This is a genomic window from Spiroplasma chrysopicola DF-1 (assembly GCF_000400935.1).
GTDB classification, from domain to species: domain Bacteria; phylum Bacillota_I; class Bacilli_A; order Mycoplasmatales; family Mycoplasmataceae; genus Spiroplasma; species Spiroplasma chrysopicola.
This window is the reverse complement of sequence record NC_021280.1, coordinates 669,460-686,814: the sequence shown is the minus strand read 5'-3', so window position 1 is coordinate 686,814 and position 17,355 is coordinate 669,460. Positions and strand designations below refer to the sequence as shown.

At 26.6% G+C, this 17,355-nt stretch carries 20 protein-coding genes; 15 read left to right on the top strand and 5 right to left on the bottom strand.

Annotated features, from left to right (window positions below; genetic code table 4):
• Positions 1-63: 63 nt before the first annotated feature.
• On the bottom strand, positions 64-270 hold the full coding sequence (locus tag SCHRY_RS05285; protein ID WP_016339026.1) for a hypothetical protein: 207 nt from the start codon (positions 268-270) through the stop codon (positions 64-66).
• Positions 271-499: 229 nt separating this feature from the next.
• Here SCHRY_RS05285 and SCHRY_RS05420 point away from each other — a divergent pair, with 229 nt between their 5' ends.
• From SCHRY_RS05420 to SCHRY_RS03160, 4 genes are all read left to right on the top strand, one after another.
• A complete protein-coding gene (locus tag SCHRY_RS05420; protein WP_169336072.1) occupies positions 500-673 on the top strand; it encodes a hypothetical protein in 174 nt (57 codons plus the stop codon).
• Positions 674-816: 143 nt separating this feature from the next.
• A complete protein-coding gene (locus SCHRY_RS05465; protein ID WP_016339025.1) occupies positions 817-1,638 on the top strand; it encodes a hypothetical protein in 822 nt (273 codons plus the stop codon).
• A complete protein-coding gene (locus SCHRY_RS05275) occupies positions 1,598-2,893 on the top strand; it encodes a ligand-binding sensor domain-containing protein (RefSeq protein WP_016339024.1) in 1,296 nt (431 codons plus the stop codon). The genes SCHRY_RS05465 and SCHRY_RS05275 overlap by 41 nt, the downstream gene beginning before the upstream one ends.
• Before the next feature lie 821 nt (positions 2,894-3,714).
• Positions 3,715-4,383, top strand: a complete 669-nt coding sequence (locus SCHRY_RS03160; protein ID WP_016339023.1) for a lipoprotein — start codon at positions 3,715-3,717, stop codon at positions 4,381-4,383.
• A 144-nt stretch (positions 4,384-4,527) separates the two neighbouring features.
• Here the strand turns inward: SCHRY_RS03160 and SCHRY_RS03155 are convergent, their stop codons facing one another.
• From SCHRY_RS03155 to SCHRY_RS05270, 3 genes are all read right to left on the bottom strand, one after another.
• Complete coding sequence (locus tag SCHRY_RS03155) at positions 4,528-4,743, bottom strand: hypothetical protein (RefSeq protein ID WP_016339022.1); 216 nt, start codon at positions 4,741-4,743, stop codon at positions 4,528-4,530.
• Positions 4,744-4,806: 63 nt separating this feature from the next.
• Positions 4,807-5,313, bottom strand: a complete 507-nt coding sequence (locus SCHRY_RS05460; protein ID WP_201763779.1) for an IS30 family transposase — start codon at positions 5,311-5,313, stop codon at positions 4,807-4,809.
• Positions 5,314-5,793, bottom strand: a complete 480-nt coding sequence (locus tag SCHRY_RS05270; RefSeq protein ID WP_051090937.1) for a helix-turn-helix domain-containing protein — start codon at positions 5,791-5,793, stop codon at positions 5,314-5,316. It abuts the gene before it with no gap.
• A 321-nt stretch (positions 5,794-6,114) separates the two neighbouring features.
• On the opposite strand from SCHRY_RS05270, the gene infC reads away from it, so the two are divergent.
• From infC to SCHRY_RS03110, 8 genes are all read left to right on the top strand, one after another.
• The gene (infC, locus tag SCHRY_RS03140; RefSeq protein ID WP_016339021.1) at positions 6,115-6,645 is read left to right on the top strand and encodes a translation initiation factor IF-3; all 531 of its coding nucleotides are present in this window, start codon (positions 6,115-6,117) and stop codon (positions 6,643-6,645) included.
• Between the two features lie 42 nt (positions 6,646-6,687).
• Positions 6,688-6,882, top strand: a complete 195-nt coding sequence (gene rpmI, locus SCHRY_RS03135) for a 50S ribosomal protein L35 (RefSeq protein WP_016339020.1) — start codon at positions 6,688-6,690, stop codon at positions 6,880-6,882.
• A gap of 24 nt (positions 6,883-6,906) precedes the next feature.
• The gene (gene rplT / locus SCHRY_RS03130; protein ID WP_016339019.1) at positions 6,907-7,266 is read left to right on the top strand and encodes a 50S ribosomal protein L20; all 360 of its coding nucleotides are present in this window, start codon (positions 6,907-6,909) and stop codon (positions 7,264-7,266) included.
• 193 nt (positions 7,267-7,459) lie between these two features.
• Positions 7,460-7,756 (top strand): hypothetical protein, encoded by a 297-nt coding sequence (locus tag SCHRY_RS03125; RefSeq protein WP_016339018.1) that lies wholly within the window; start codon positions 7,460-7,462, stop codon positions 7,754-7,756.
• A 112-nt stretch (positions 7,757-7,868) separates the two neighbouring features.
• Entirely contained in the window at positions 7,869-9,638 is a 1,770-nt protein-coding gene (gene uvrC / locus SCHRY_RS03120) for an excinuclease ABC subunit UvrC (RefSeq protein ID WP_016339017.1), read from the top strand.
• A gap of 104 nt (positions 9,639-9,742) precedes the next feature.
• Complete coding sequence (locus tag SCHRY_RS03115; RefSeq protein WP_016339016.1) at positions 9,743-10,492, top strand: DeoR/GlpR family DNA-binding transcription regulator; 750 nt, start codon at positions 9,743-9,745, stop codon at positions 10,490-10,492.
• A gap of 87 nt (positions 10,493-10,579) precedes the next feature.
• Positions 10,580-10,702 carry a hypothetical protein gene (locus SCHRY_RS05625; protein ID WP_016339015.1) on the top strand — a complete coding sequence of 41 codons (123 nt, stop codon included), beginning with the start codon at positions 10,580-10,582 and terminating at the stop codon, positions 10,700-10,702.
• Between the two features lie 128 nt (positions 10,703-10,830).
• Positions 10,831-11,610, top strand: a complete 780-nt coding sequence (locus SCHRY_RS03110) for a MurR/RpiR family transcriptional regulator (RefSeq protein WP_016339014.1) — start codon at positions 10,831-10,833, stop codon at positions 11,608-11,610.
• Positions 11,611-11,639: 29 nt separating this feature from the next.
• Here the strand turns inward: SCHRY_RS03110 and SCHRY_RS03105 are convergent, their stop codons facing one another.
• Entirely contained in the window at positions 11,640-12,278 is a 639-nt protein-coding gene (locus tag SCHRY_RS03105) for a lipoprotein (RefSeq protein ID WP_016339013.1), read from the bottom strand.
• A gap of 504 nt (positions 12,279-12,782) precedes the next feature.
• Here SCHRY_RS03105 and SCHRY_RS03100 point away from each other — a divergent pair.
• The 3 genes from SCHRY_RS03100 (at position 12,783) to SCHRY_RS05455 (ending at position 17,340) form a co-directional block, all read left to right on the top strand.
• Positions 12,783-13,538 carry a hypothetical protein gene (locus SCHRY_RS03100; protein ID WP_016339012.1) on the top strand — a complete coding sequence of 252 codons (756 nt, stop codon included), beginning with the start codon at positions 12,783-12,785 and terminating at the stop codon, positions 13,536-13,538.
• Positions 13,539-13,713: 175 nt separating this feature from the next.
• The gene (locus SCHRY_RS03095; protein WP_016339011.1) at positions 13,714-15,045 is read left to right on the top strand and encodes a hemolysin family protein; all 1,332 of its coding nucleotides are present in this window, start codon (positions 13,714-13,716) and stop codon (positions 15,043-15,045) included.
• A 225-nt stretch (positions 15,046-15,270) separates the two neighbouring features.
• Positions 15,271-17,340 carry a hypothetical protein gene (locus SCHRY_RS05455; protein WP_016339010.1) on the top strand — a complete coding sequence of 690 codons (2,070 nt, stop codon included), beginning with the start codon at positions 15,271-15,273 and terminating at the stop codon, positions 17,338-17,340.
• Positions 17,341-17,355 lie beyond the last annotated feature (15 nt).

Below are 17,355 nucleotides of genomic sequence, written 5' to 3'. Positions count from 1 at the left end.
ATTTCAGTTACAATGAAAGATTTCAATTTTCCCATTTGACTGTGGGGAATGTACTGGAGTTGTTTAATGGACAACTCCTTTTTTATTTACCGCTTTTGTAAATTCACTTTTTCGATGAGGATAATTTGAACGATGATTATATACATATTCAGTTTTATTATCTGTTCGAATTCTCTTAATGTTAATACCAATATTTTTAAATTCAAAATAAGCTTTTTCAAATAGTTTAGTAGCAATGTCTTGTATTTTATGTTCATAAACATAAACCATGCCTTAGAACTTTTACTAAATAATGAAGATTAACCCCAATTTTTGACAGTTTCGATTAATACCTTAGTTACATCAACAATTTTAATTGGAAATGCTAACTTATCAGTGCATAATTTAATAATTTATAATTCAAAAGAAATATATGACTTAAGTGAAATTTAGTTTAAAAATTATCAATATGATTTTTCTAAGTTTAAGATTGTAAAAGTAAGAAACTGAATTTATCAAGATGTGAAAAAGGGATTTGCAACTTTGAAACTATTTGTTTATTCATTCTAAACAAGTGATAAAACAAGGGGGGTATTCTGAATATACTTTATTAATAAATGATCCTGAGTCTGAAATTGTCCTACCAGAGCCATCAAATTATTCCCCTGAGCCAAATGTTCCTGATGCTGATTAGCATACTAAATATTTATCATAATTTACCAAGTAATTTAACTAAAAAATGTTTATCAAGCTTTTTTTTTTTTTTTTTCAAAAAATACTGTATAATTAAAAATAGATATTTATTTTTTTATTGTATCATTTGGAGGTGAATTGAATATGGAAAACAAAGTGCAACATTTTTTTGATAGCATGTGTAATAGTTGTCAGTATAAATTTAAAAAAGTTATTAGCGTTGCTAAAAGAAATGCATTAAAAGACTTAGATGATTTACAAGTATTTCTTTGTACTGTTGATAAAACTCGAAATATTGATGAAGATAATGGGATAGTTCCGTTAGCATTTATTTTCTGTAAAAATGATTCGTATGCATTCTTTTGAAAAGATAATTTATATAATGGTGATGGTTCAAGTAAATTAAAAATAATAAATGACACAATCATCTTAGCGCAAGCAACAATTGAGCGAATAAAAGAAAATACAACAAATGATAAAGCAGTGACTGTTGTAAAAAAAGAAGAAACAAGGGCCATCGCTTCAAAAATGATTCATCAAAATAATAGTTCTTTAAAAGAACATTTTAGTCGTCAAATGTTAATTATGAACCGTCAACAATTACTTCATATGTCAAAGATTAGAAAAATGATTTTAATTTTAGGATTATCTTTTATCTTGGTTTTAGGAATCGTTGGTGGAACATTGGGTTGGTATTTTGCAGGTAATAATACTGCTAATCAACAATTTCCAAATTATACATGAAGAATTAATTTAAATGAAAATTTAATTAACAAAGAATTAGAGGCAATTGATGATAATCGCGTTGAAACAATTTTGGCGGCGACAAAAGAAAAAAATCAAGATTTAGTAATAGAAGATTTATTAGTTAAAAATATAACTAGAAATGAAGCAACAATTTATGTAAAATCATCAAGTAATATATATGAATATAATTCATTTGCAAAAGTTAGTTTTTTTTGCTAAAAGAATTACTTTAGCAACTGATGTTTTAAAAACTAATTTTCCTGTTAGTTTAGATATTGCTAATGAGGATGAAATTAAAAAAGAAGTAAAAGCAAAAAATGGCGCTTTATTAGAAGAATATGTAAAAGTTAAAAATATTGTAAGTGATGGCCAATTTGTAACAGCAGACTTAGTTAGTTGGGAAAATAATGGTAATAGTTTCTATTTAGAAAATGATAGTTTGCCACTCTATTTTAGTAAAACAGGTAAAAAATTATTATCGGAAGTAATAACTGAAAATAATATTGGCGATATAAAAATAAATAATTCTGATAATATTTTAGCAGCAGTGCAAACAAAAAACCTTGATGTTATTAAAGAAGAAATTATTGTTGTTGAAAATTCAATTACTGATCGCCAAGCAGTACTTAAAGTAAAAGAAAATAGTGAAAAATATATTGCTAATACCGAAGTAACAGTTCAATATCGTATTTTTAATCCAAATGTTGGAACCTATAAAAGAGTTGCTGAAGGGATTGGAAATAAGGAAACTGCAATGATTGAAACAACAGAGGGATTAATAATGGCCGCATCAGATACTACACTTTATCAATTAGATTCAGATGCAAATAATATTCGTAAAGTAGAGTTAAATCGAAAATTAGAGGGGGGAATACGCTCCTTAATTCAAACACGAGAAGGCCCAATCTTTTTGGGAACAAGTAAAGGTGTAATTTATTATTTGGATAAGGATGGAAATATTAAAGAACAACTAACACAATCAGAAGAGATTAATGGGGGAATTACTTTCATGTCTCAACTTAGTACGGGAACTATTTTATTAATTACAACAACTGGATATATTTATCAATTACGCCCAGATGGAAAAAAAATTACAGAAATTTCTCGTTTGCCAGACGAAGGTTCATATTCTTATGCTTCGTTAGTTGAATCGAAGATTGGGGACATGGTTTTAGTTCAGTCAGGTGCAGGAATTTATCAACTACATATAGATGGAACATTTATTAAAAAGGTCGTCAATGGACTAAGAAGTTTACTCCATATTACGAAATTAAAAAATGGAATAATCTTAGGATTTGTAAATGTCACTAATGGAAATCCTAAAGTTTTTCAAATTGATATGTATGGTAATGCAATTGCAGAAGTTCCGAAACCTAATCTTTGAAGTGCTGTTTATACATCTGTTGTTACAACAAAAGGAAGATTATTTGTTGGAACATGAGGTGGAATAATTTTTGAATTAAATACAATTTAAATTATTTAAAAATATTTATTTAGTGTTTTATCATATAGCATTAATTTTACTGAAAATATAAAGTTTTTAATTTAAATATTGAATGACTAATTGTCTAAATTTTAATCCTATTTATTAAATAGGATTTTTTCATTATCTGTTAAGATAAAAATGACTATTTATAGACAATTATGAAACTAGGCAGGGTGGTGTGCCGATATTAAAATCAAAAAATAAAGGCACAGCTAAAATGGTTAGAAATATTTTAAATATTAAAAATTAAATAAACTAGAGTTTTAAGAACATTAAAAATTATTAGCTAATTGATAAAATTAGTGCTTTTTGTATTTTAATTTTTAAGAAAGATGGATTAATAATTATAAGTAAATAAGATTATTCATCTTCTAAATACTTATAATGCTAAAATAAACATTTAAAAATATGTCTCAACAACCACGTAATTTATTCCATCTTTTACAAATAAAAAAGGAAAGTGATTTCCCTTTTTTATTTTAATATTTTATAATAATTAATTAATTTTACAGCACTATTTAATTGTTAATAGCAAAATACTTTTTGAAATATTCATAAATATTCAAAATTTTTTTTAACTAATAAATTCGGGCAAGAAAGAGGTACAAAAAATAAATTGTATAGTATAATGTTATTACCTCAAAGGTAACATATTGTAATTAATTTAGATAGTTATTGAACAATATTTTTTTAAATATTTGTGGGCTTTTAATATAAAAATTAATACCTACCTTACCTATGATTGAAAAGTTTATAAAACTATTTTATTTTACCAAGTATAAAACTGACCAGAAAGAGGATTATTAAATATGAAAAAAATTTTAGCAATTTTAGGAGCAGTAAGTTTAACTGCAACAGGTTCATCTGCAGTAGTAGCATGTAACAGTAACAAAGCAGCAACTGTTGATTTAAAAGCAATCGATTCAAAAGCAGTAGAATTAAAAACAGCCCAAGATGTTTTCTCAGTTAAAAACATGGCTTATTATGCTCAAGAATTATCAGCATCAATAATTGCAAAAGGATCAAATGTTATATTTAAATGATTAAATTCATCAGAAGATACAATTGCTATTGTTGTTGATAAAGCTGAAGAATTAACAGCAAAAAAATTAGCATATAATGGTTTAGGTGCAGAAGGTGGACAAGGATCAATTCTTGATTTTGTTGACAATGCAATTAATATAGCATTTACTACCGACTTATTTAAAGGAAATTCATTTGTTGGTGAAAATAAAGCGTATAGTTTATTTACATCTGGAATTGAAAATAATGATAAAGTATATGAAAATGGAACAGTATTTAACATTACATTCAAAAGTAGTGCAAAAGGAATAGAAGAGGGTATTATTAAAGCTGAAGCGGAAGCAACAACTTGAAAAGAAGCATCAATTAAAGTTCAACTTGTTGTTGATGCATCTCAATTTCCAAAAGCAGAAAAAAAGTTAAATAAGACTTTAAAAAGTATTAGATTATTCTAATACTTTTTATTTTTTAATTAAGTTTATAGTTACTTTATTCTAATTGAGAAAAGTAAGGAACAAAAATAGTAATAAAAATATTGTAAGGTACCATACACATTTAAGACTAGTTAGTCTTTTAAAAATTCCTTAATTTTTTTTAGATTATTTATAAAAGGTTTGTTTTCCTTTAGAAAATAATTTAATTAATTGATTTAAAAAATGACTTTTAAGATAGTATTTATAGCATAAATTGAAATAATTTGACAATTTATAGTAAATATAATTTGTTTCCTTTGCTGTTTCAACACGGCCATATCATTTTTTAAATCTTCGATGTAATTTATATAATTGATTTTCTGTAATAATACTTGTTATCATTTTTAATCCCCCTAAATTTATTCTAAAGAATTTAGTGGTCTTAAATGTGTGTAGATTGTCAACTTAAGTGCAAGTTTTTAATAAATCAAAATATGGACTAAACATTTGAAATACTTCAACTGGTGTTTTAAAGTTTAGTTTTTTTCTTGGTCTATTATTTAGGAGAATAATGCTTTCTTTATCATACTTTTCATTGTAGTTATTTAGGTTTTTGTGTTTTGGATATCTTTGTCTAAATAGTTTGTTTTCATGTTCAATAGTGCCTTTTTTTCAAGGAGAACTTGGGTTTGTAAAATAAACTGGAATTCCAATAGCATGTTCAAGTTCTTTTCACATTGAGAATTCTGTTCCATTATCTAAAGTTAAAGATTTAACATATTTTAAAATTGCTGGATTTTTAAAAAAATTAATTAAAATATTATTTACCTTACTTGCTGTTTTTGTATCAAGATGACAAATATAATTTAAATTTGCTAATCGTTCAGTAATTGTTAATTTAAAACTTTTATTATTTTTTCCAACTATTAAATCAGCTTCAAAATGACCAAAATCATAGCGATTTCTTTTAATTTATGAAAGATGTTTTCTATTATTGGTAATCTTAGATTTTGTGTAGTTTTTATATTGGTGTAGGGTTGTTTGTGGTAATGAAAATGCTTTAATTTTGATATAATGATAAATTGTTGAAATACTTTTTCCTAATGATGTATCTGAATATTTAAAGCCAAAACTTTCTTTTTCAAAATTAGTTAGTTGTTTAAAACAACCAACAATTTGTTCTGGTGATCATAAATGTTTTAAACCATAGTTAATATATTTTCTTTGATTAAAATTTAGTCTCTTCTTATTACCACATTTAGTGCGTTGATATTTATAATTTAAGATTACATTTTTGGCACTATATTTATTAGTTTTACAACGTTGCAATTCTCGTGAAATTGTTGGTTCATGTTTATTTAATCGTTTTGCACATTCCCGGTTAGTTAATCCTTGGATTTTATAACTTTCTAATAATGTTCGTTCATTTGTGGTAAAATGTTTATAATTCATATTTGTTACTACTTTCTATTTTGACGTAAAAAGTATAACATATGAATTTTTTATTTCTTAGAACTTGCACTTATTATGATAATCTACAAGTGTGTGGTTTTTACAGAAAAAGATAAATTTTGATTGACTAATTAATATAATTGCTTATAATTAATAATGTAAAAGATGACAAGTAGCAGTGCTCACCTAAGCCCTTTATTGTGGTAACTAGGTCTACTAAAGTTTAAAATTAATCTTACTTAATAAGATCATTTATTTTAATAACTTTAAAATGTGCTACTTTAGCGCATTTTTTATTTAATTACAAAATGGAGGTAGTAAATGAGCCAAATAACTAAAAACAATAAAAACATTGACCAGGTAAATTATGATATTAGAGCACGGGAAGTTTTAATTATTCTTGATGATGGTAGCAGAATGGGGCCATTATCACGCAATGAAGCAATTGCTTTTGCTGAAACTAAAGGATTAGATTTATTAATTGTTTCAGCAAATAGTAATCCCCCAGTCGCAAAATTAGTTGACTATGGAAAATATAAATACGAGCAAAAGAAAAAAGAAAAAGAAAATAAAAAAAATCAACATGTAACTGAAAATAAAGAAATTCGGTTACGAACAGGGATTGGTGATCATGACTTAGGTTTTAAAGCTAAAAAAGTCCGTCAATTCTTGGAAGAAGGTTGCCGTGTTAAAATCTCATTAAAATTCCGTGGTCGGGAAGTAGCTCGTCCTGAATTTGGCCATGAAACTTTGAAAAAGTTTTATGCTTTAATTGAAGATTTGGCTAAAATTGATAAAGAGCCGCATTTAAATGGTTTGTTTTTAGATATGTATGTTGTACCAAAAAAATAGGTAATTAAATGATTGAAATGAAATGCAGAAAGGAAAAAAATTATGCCAAAGATGAAAACAAAAAAATCATTAGCAAAACGTGTTAAAGTAACAGGGACAGGAAAATGAAAAATTGCTAGTGCTTATACATCACATTTAGCGCAAAATAAATCAACAAAACAAAAGCGCCATCTACGTAAAGCTAGTTTAATGGATAAAACAGACCAAAGTAGATTAAAAAACTTATTGCAAAAGTAATTTTAAAAAGGGAGGATAGAAAAAATGGCAAGAGTAAAAGGTGGACCAGCCACAAGAAAAAGACGTAAAAGAATTATTAAACAAGCAAGTGGATATTTTGGAACAAAGTCAACACATTATAAAAAAGCAAAAGAACAATTAATGAAATCATTAAGTTATGCTTATCGTGATCGTAAACAACGTAAAAGAGATTTCCGTTCATTATGAATTCAAAGAATTAACGCTGCTGTTCGTGAACATGATATGTCATATTCACGATTTATGAATGGTTTAAATAAGGCTCATATTGAAGTTAACCGTAAAATGTTATCAGAAATCGCAATTAATAATCCAAGTGAATTTAAATTATTAATTGAAGAATCAAAAAAAGCTTTAAAAAACTAATCTAAAACTACTTTTTAAAATAATAAAAAGTAGTTTTTTTCTTTTTATTAAAGATAGTTATGTTATACTAAAGATAGTATGTTTTTTAAAATTATTAATTATATATCTCTAAATATCTCTAACATTAGTTTTATTGAATAATATTTTAAATATAATATACAAATTCTTGTCGAATTAATGAAGGAGAAAATATATGAACAGAGAATTTAATCAACCAAATTTCATTACAAATGATTTTTCAGTAGTAGCTGAAAAAGGGACTAACTTTAAAACTATTACTTCTAAAGAAGGAGATACACATGATTTATTTGAATTCTGAGTTTTAGACAATGGTCAAGAAGTACATTGTATCGCTTGAGATGCAACTGCTCACAGTTTAAAAACAGCATTTGAAAACCCAATTACAGAAATCAAATTAACTTACAAAGAACGTCAAAACAAATTTACTAATGCTGTTGATTACAGTATTAGAAATTACGAAGTTAAATAATTCTTCAAAAAAACAAAAAGCATTTTCTAAAATGTTTTTTTTATTGCCTTTTTTTCCCAAATAAAATGTTATGATATTCTTAAGAAAATATTTACTAAGGGTGAAAGTAATAATGGCAATTTCATTGAAAGAACAAGTTAATCAGTTACCAAGTAAACCAGGATGTTATCTTTTTTACAATGAAAAAAATCAAATTTTATATGTTGGAAAAGCAAAAAATCTAAAAAATCGGGTTAGTTCTTATTTTAATAAAGTCTATAATTACAAAACAACAAAACTAGTGCAAGAAATTACCCGTTTAGAAACTATTATTACCGTGACAGAAAAAGAAGCCTTAATTTTAGAACATAATTTAATTAAGCAGCATAAGCCAAAATATAATATTTTATTGAATGATGATAAACATTATCCGTATATTATCATTACGAAAGAAAAAGACCCCCAGTATTTATATTTGCGAAAAATCCCTAAAAAATATAGTTATGCCTTTGGCCCTTTTCCCGATGGCAGTCATGCTCGCGAAATTATGAAAGTATTAGAACGATTATATCCCTTACGTCGCTGCCAGGGTCATTTAGGCAAACCATGCCTTTATTACCATATTAAACAATGCTCTGGGGCTTGTTTTCAAGATGTTCCAGCCCAATACTATCTTGATATGATTAAAAGGGTCCGTCATTTTTTTAGTGGTAAAAATGATGATACAAAAGATTTATTAACAATTAAAATGCACCAAGCCGCTCAAAATTTGCAATTTGAAGAAGCCAATAAACTAAAATTATTAATTCGTCGCTTAGACTGATCAATTTCTGATCAAAATGTCGAATTTTTGGCAAAAAAAGATAATCTTGATGTAATAGGAATTTATTATCAAGATGATTACTTAGTAATAACAATATTATTCTATCGCCAAGGGAAATTGAGCTATAAAGATAGCGAATTTTTAGTTTGCCAAAAAGACCAATTCCAAGAAACAGTTCGCCTTTATTTACAAGAACTTTACCAAAAAATAGCTTTACCACCAAAAATTTTCATTAATGAAATGATTGAACCAACAGAATTAGAATTATTATATGGCTCACATTTCTTTTATCCAAAAACTAAAAAAGAAAAGATTATGATGAATTTAGCAAATAATAATAGTCAAGAAACTTATCAACAAATAATTAAACGCCAAGCGTTAGAACAACAAACTCCCGAAGTTTTAAGCAAATTGCAAAATCTCTTACAATTACCAGAAATACCATATTTAATTGAAATGATTGATATTGCAAATATCCAAGATGAATATGTAACAGGAGCTGTTATTACCTATAAAAATGGTAAGCCGTCGCGCAATGATTATCGAAAATATCATATTGATATTCCTCAGCAAGATGATAGTGCCCGGATTGCTAATGTTATGGCTCGTCGGTATCAAAAACTTTTAGCAACAAATGGGGCCCTGCCAAATTTAATTATAATCGATGGAGGTCTTCAACAAGTTAATGCTTGTCGAAAAGAATTAAAAGCGTTACAGTTAGCAATTCCAGTAATTGGATTAGTTAAAAACAAGCAACACCGCACTGATCATTTATTAGATTTAAATCAAAAAGCAGTTTATTTACCAAAAGATGATAAATTATTTTTGTTTTTAACAAAAATGCAAGATGATGTCCATCGTTTTGCGATTACCAACTTTCGTAAGCGCCAAAGTCGAGGTTTGATTAGCAGTATTTTAGAACAAGTACCCGGGCTGGGACCACAAAAAATAAAAAAACTACAAGCCAATTTCCCAACAATTAAAGATATTATTGCTGCTTCACCTGAGCAGTTAAATGAAATCATTAAAAATAAAAGTACGGTAAATGTTTTGCAAAATACATTACAAACTATTAAATAATTTTATTTTTGTTATAATAAAACTATGTTTATGTTTGTATCATTGATAAAACTAAACATATTTATTGGACCATGAAAATTATTAAACAAAGGAGACATATATAAATGCATCGGTTTGCACGGAAAAAACTATTTTTGTCGTATCTATGTACAAAAAATTTTCATAATATGCAAGACATCTTAGAGTATGCAAAAAAGAATGGAATCTCTTCAACAACAACTCGCCGTGATTTAAAACAAATCGAACAAGAGGGAATTATAGAATTATTTTATGGTGGTGTTAATTTTATAGGTTTAAAAAACCAAATTAAGGATAAAGAAGAACTTGTTACAAATTTTGATAAAAAAATAATTATTGCCCAAAAAGCTGAAACTTATTTACAACAAAATGATTTTATTTTTGTTGGTAGTGGATCAACATGCGAATTATTTGTTAGTCGTATTTCAAGACCTGTGAAAGTAATAACAAATTCTTATCGAATTCTAAATTTGTTAGAACAAAATCCAAATATTAACTACATAATTTTAGTTGGAGGCAAATGAAATAAAAACAGAGCAAGTTTTTATGGATCATTTTGTGAAGAAAGCCTAGGTTTAATCAACTTTACAAAAGTATTTTTCTCAGCTAGTCATGTTGACCATAAGGGAAATATTTATAAAACTAATGAAGAAGAAGCTCGTGTAGAATTAGCAGCTCTAGCAAAAGTTCAGACAAAAATTGCCTTAATTGATAGTACTAAAATTGGTAAACAAGGTTTTTATCAGTTTTATCATCTTGACAATTTAACTTCTCTGATAACAGATAATCCAGATTCCATTAAAAAGAAAACTTTAGCAAAAATAAATATTATTTAAAAACATTGGCATTAATTGGTTCAATGTTTTTTTAATAAAGGATAAAGATTTTTCAATCGGTAAATATTTGACGAAAGGAGGTTATGAGTGGAAAGAAATAGTATCCAAATAATATGTAACCAAATTGAAAATTTTGCTTTTGAAGATTTATTCATTATTTTAACAAAAATTGAAGAAGTAGTTAAAGAACGAACTGTCATGTATGATTAGTAAAATATTTTAATAATCTCTCAATTTTTTTTCATTCCATTTAGTATCAAACTTTAATATAATTCGAGTAATGATTATTACGGATGTTTTACCACGAAGATATTAAATGGGATGGATAGGTGGGTATAGTGGATAAAAAAATAATTCATGAGAAATTAGAAGAAATAGTTGTTCGCAATGATGAAAGTGTTAGAACAATTATTGCTAAAGCAATTTTAGAATTAACAAAAATTAAGACAAATATCATTATTAATGATATTGCAAATGCATCATTTACAAGTATTTCTTCTGTAACAAAATTTTGCAAATCATTAGGTTTTACAGGATGAAAAGAATTTTATATTTTATTTCGTTCTGAAGGCGAAAATGAGCAAAATAAATATAATCAAGAAATGACCTTGACAGACGAAAAGATAAAAAATTTATTAGCCAAACATAAGATTTTAGTATCGGAAGTACTATCTTCCAATCAAACGGCAATTGTTGAATTACGTGATCTTTTTGCTAGCGTTGCAAAAATATATATTATTGGTGAACAAAATTATTATGCTTTATTGTTAAACTTTTATCATCAATTAATAATTTCAAGTTATGATTCATATTTAACTTGTCTAAATTTTATTGCGAAAAAGTTTTTTGAACGCTTGCAACCAGATGATTTGATTATTTTATTTGTCTTAGATCATAATTCAAATTATTTGATAAATTTAATCAAATTAAAAATTGAAGAATTCTCTTTTAAAAATATTAAAATAATTACAAAAGCAAATACTGTTGATAAGATAAAAGATATTATTACAACAACACCAATTTTAATTAATGACAAACAAAAAATTTATACCCACCAAACAATTTATGAAAGTTTACTTATTATTTTAAATTCAATGATAAATATTATTGAAGATTAAAAAAATACTCATATTATAATGAGTATTTTTTAATTTTTTCAATTTTCAAGAACCATATGATCAATAAACTTATCAAAGTATTTTTCCGGTTCAGACCCTTCTTCTCATGTTCCAAAGCTATCAAATTCAAAGCCCATATAATGACCTTGTTTAATATATAAGAAGAAAGGGGTTGCATTACTTCCAAATAATGATTGGACAGTAATTGTTTTATCGATTTGCCCATTAATTAAATTATTATTTCGTTCTTGGGTTACTACTCAATCCGCAATTTTGTTAAAACCTTTTTGGTCTCATATTCCTGAATGTTCTTTCGCATCCGCAATATATAAGTATGAATTTGTTAAATCATCAATTACTTTTTGATCATTTTTAGAATCATAATATTTATCTAAAGCATATTGGTTCCCATAATTACCAGCTAAATAGTCTTTAAAAACTTGTGTTCCTTGGCCATTATTATATAATTCTTTAATTGTTGTTGCTTTTGTTACAGTACAATAAGGACAGTCATTTGCCGAAACAAACATCACAAAAGTATCTTCTTTACTTACTTTTGTCATAAATTCAGTATAGTATTTCATATTATTTTGTGAACAAGCAACAACCGTAGTTGCTGTTGTGGTCATAAAGGTTGTTGCTGTCAATAATGTTAATATTTTTTTCATAAAACCTTTGGCCTCCTGTACTAGTTTTACTCATAAATATACTATACCGTATTTTTGTTAATTTTTAAAGATTTTTATTAAATATATTTCAAAAAAGAAACCAGAATATACCATTTTTTTCTAAACCTAGCTTTTTTGGCCAAATAACCGTTAAATTTATTTTTTTGAAATGATATTATTACGCTATGAAAAATTTAAAATAATTATTGAGGCTTTTAAATATGGGTGGAGAAAAAACAAGTAAGATGTCAGATAGGTTTAATTGGGGCAGTTAATTGCCAATTTATTTTCGAATGATATCTGCTTTATTTAAATTAATTTAAAAACTAATTTAAGCTTTTAACCAAATTAATAAAGTATTTTAACAAAGTTACTTATTATCATTTAAGAAGTAATTGGGTGGGGCCAAAAGGTTGGGAAAAAGTTATTACTTTATTATTTTAAAAAATCTATTTTTAACCAAAGTATCTTCCGAAGTTTTATGTATACAGGAGATTTTAAATTATGAAAAAAGAACTACATTTTTTAACACGCCACAGTGCGAAAATAAAATATGGATTATTTGTTATTTTGGCCTTGGTTCCATTATTTTGTGTTCTTCTTGATTTATTTTTTTCAACAATAATAGTTGATAGCCAATATGGTGAAGAAACTCGTAATTTTGATTATTCAATTATTAACCAATCGATTTATTTGTCAGTTTGAATAGTAATAGCAACATCATGTTATGGCTTTTTAAATTGAATTAATTGTCATACTAAAACAATGCCACCTTGAATAACTGGGAAAAATAATTTAACACGTATTGCCTCTTTAAATTTAATAAGTTTTTTAGTTTTTACTTTAACCTTAACAATTAATCCCCAAAGTGTTGTTGGTTTTAATACTTGGTATAAAATTATTAAATCAGTTTTTGAACATATGCTAATTCCAATTATTATTTTGACATATTATTTTTTATTTACAACCGAAAAAATTAGCACAAAACAATATTGTCAAAAATATTGTTGGTATAATTTACCATTATTACTTGCCTATATCACTTATGTTATTTTACGATGAATTATGTTAGTAAAGTATTTTCCATCTGAAAAAGGTGAGGCGTTTACTCCAATGCCCTATGACCAAATTGACCCCGCGAAGGTTGGCTATCCGATATTCTTTTTAGCTATCTTTGCGTTATTATTAATTGCAGTATTATTAGCAATTTTATTGAATTATTTAAGTAATCTTCGTAGTACGAAAGGGAAGAAAATTTAGATTATGTTTTATTCTTTTTTTTGGTTTTCTTAAGCCTAAAAGTAGTATTTAAAATAGAATTATCAAATTCTATTTTTTTATGTTTTTATTGCTTTTCTGAATTTACCGGGAAGACTTGCAAAAAAAATAAAAATCAAGTATATTATTAATTAAATACAAAAGGAGTTGTAAATAAATGATTGACACCACCACCATTTTTGTGGTTTTGTTACCTCTAATGATTATTTTGTTGATTTTATCAGCCTTTTTTTCCGCTTCTGAGACAGCAATTACTTCAATTAATGTAATTCGTTTAAAACAAATGGCGCGGGGAAAATTACAAATTAATAGTTCAAAAGCAAAAAAACGCAGTATTAAAAAAGCAAAACGGGTATATAAGTTTGTTAAAGATTATGATCGTACTTTGGCAACAATTTTAATTATTAATACCTTAGTAAATACTGCTTTAGCAACAGTTGGGTCCTTATTTTTTACTAATATTATTAATAGTGCTGAAACAGCAACTTGAGTCGCAACAGTTGTGATTGGGGTTTTAGTTTTAATTTTTGGGGAATTAGTCCCTAAAACAATTGTTAAACGATTCCCAGAAAAGTTCTCAATTTTTGCTGCTTATATTTTAACCTTTTGAAAAATTCTGGTTTATCCGTTTACGTGATTTTTAGTATTAAAAAAACACCACGCGGGAGTATCAACAACAGAAAATGAATTGTTAGAATTAATCTCAACAATTGAATCAGAAGGGGTATTGGAGAAAAACGAAAAAAAATTAATTGAATCAGCAATTGTTTTTGATGAAAAAAATGTTGGCTCGGTTATGCGCCAAAAAAATAAAGTAAAATGAATTTATTCAGATATTCCATGACGGGAATTACAAACTTTTTATAAAGAAGAGCGTTATACCCGGATGCCAGTTTTAGATCGTAAAACTGATCTAGTAATTGGTCTTCTAAATATTAAGGATGTTTTTATTGCCTTAATTGATCATGAAACCCTTGATTTTAAAAAATTATCAACTGAACCAATCTTTTTATCACGTTATTTAAAACTTGATGATGCCTTAGAAATTATGCAACAAGAACAAATCCATATGGCAATTGTTAGTTCGAGTAAAGATAGTAATGATTTTTTAGGAGTTGTTACAATGGAAGATATTTTAGAAGAACTAGTTGGTGAAATTTATGATGAAGATGATGAAACTGGATCGGTCAAGGAAATTGGCCATCATATGTTTTGAATTCATGGTAATATGCGCGTCCCGAAAGTTTTTCAAAAATATCTACAAATTGCCGCACCCCCTGATACGCATGACAAAACATTATACCAATGATTTGTCAGTCAGACAAATTATGATATTAAAAACCCTAATCCAAGTACTAATGAATTTATTTATCATAATTACGCCTTTCGGATTAATAATAAAAAAACCCGTCGCGGTAATGTCAAAGGAATTATGTTTGAAATTGAATCATTAACTGATTTAAAACCTGATGATGATTTAGAAGATTAGTAATTTCAGCAAAAAATGCAATGAAATGAGATTAAATTAAAAAAAATAGTGAGCTAAACTAGTTTAGCTCACTATTTTTTTCTTTTAGATAAAATTTACCAACAATTACCAAAAAAAAATTACAAATAAGGCTGATTTAGAATTTTTTTGTTTTTTTAAAAGCAAAAGATATAAGATTAATATTATTTAGAATTTTTTTATTGTAACAATTGGGGGTAACTAAATATGGAAAATAAGGAAAAAATTTTTTATGATAGTATGTGCAATAATTGTCAGGAAAAATTTAAAAAAGTTATTATTGCAGCGAAAAAGAATCCGTTAAAGGATTTAAAAGATTTAGAATTATTAGGTTGTGATGTTGATAAAAATGGTAGTCTTACTAACGATAATGGTTTAGTCCCCTTGGCTTTTATTTTTTGTAAAAATGATTCTTATGTTTTCTTTTGAAAAGAGGACTTATATAATGGCGATGGTTCACCAAAAATAAAAATTAGTAATAACAGAATCAAATTATCACAAGCAACTATTGAACAAATTAAACAAAACAATAGTACGAAAAATAATCAGCTACTTGTTACTAGCAAAGAAGAAACGCATATGATTGCTCAGCAATTAATAAAAAATAATAATCAAATAATGCAACGTAGTTTTAAGCGGCAAATTTTGCTTCTTAATCATCGTCATTTTTTACATATGTCAAAAATGAAAAAAATGATCATCAGTATTACTTTAGTCTTAATTTTATTATTAGCAGCAACTGGTGGAACTTTAGGATGATATTTTAGTTACTTAGAAAATAAGATTGTTAATGGTCAACTCCCAAATAATAATTGGCGAATGAACTTAAATGAACATTTAAAAAATAAAGACTTGGGAGATATTACTGATAATTGTGAAGAAACAATTTTAACAGCGGTTAAAGAAAAAAATTCTGAAGTACAAATTGAAGACTTATATGTTATAAACATTACTAAAATTTCGGCAACAGTTGGGGTAAAATCTTCCAGTAATTTGTATGACCCAAATTCTACAGTTAATATTAATTATATTGCTGGGTTAATTACTTTAGCAACAGATGTTAAAAAAAGAAGTTTTCCAAATAGTTCAGCTAATGAAGATCCAAACAAATTAATGCAAATAATTGCCAGTGCTAATAGTACATTAAGAGTTGAAGAAGTTAAAATTGCAAATGTCCTTCTTATTAATGACACTATAACAGCGGATTTAATTGTTAGACCTGGCAGCCAGATTTATTTAAAAGATGATATTTTAAAACTATATTTTACAAAAAATAACCGCCAACTATTATCCGATGTTTTAACAACCGAAAATATTGGCGATGTCGTTGACAATAACAAGATGACAATATTAAATAAAATTAAGGAAGTTAATCAAGAAGTAGATATTGCTCAAATTGAAATAGTTCTTAATTCTATTAGTGATCAAAAGGCTTTAGTTCAAGTAAAAAAAGATAGTACAAGTTATATTTTAAATGATGAAAAAATAGCAGTGAATTTTCGAATTTTTAATTCTAAAATTGGTTCAATAAAACAAGTTATTAATAATAATGTTAGCTCTATTATTTCAATGGCTCAAAGAAAAGATAACGGCAAAATTCTTGCTAGTGATTTTTGAGGAACATTGTATCAGTTAGATTCTGATGGTAAAAATGAAAAGGAATTATATAGGGACTCTCTCCAAAATCATTACAAATTATTAATATTGTCAAATGGTAAAATTCTTGCTGGTGGAGATAAGGGTTATAATTATAATTATGAAGGGGTTATTCGTCAAGTAATTCTTGATAAAGATAATGTTACTTTTAATGAAGTTTCGCAGGAATTTGATGGCAGTATTACTGCTTTAACGCAACTTTTTAATGGAACAATTTTAGCAGCAACAGCTGGGGAATCAATTTATCAGTTGGATTCTAATGGCAAGATAATCAAACAATTAGTTGATGGGGGATTTAGTGGAGGTATTGATTCTATAATTCAGTTAGCTGATGGAAGAGTTTTAGCGGCAACAAGAGAACAGTGAATATATCAGTTGGATTCTAATGGTTATAATTTTACAAAACTTACAACTATTCCTCTTAATGGGATTTCAGGAATAGTTCAACTTAATAATGGCATAATTCTTATTGCTGATAATAAAGGAATTTATCAAATGAATCCTGATGGGACAATTAAAGGACAAGTAGAATTTGCCAAATCAGATTCAATTTTTAATTTTGGAAATAATATCACTTGAGTAGCAAAAAGTGATGGTATTTACGAACTAAATACTGGCTAAATTTAGATTTATTAA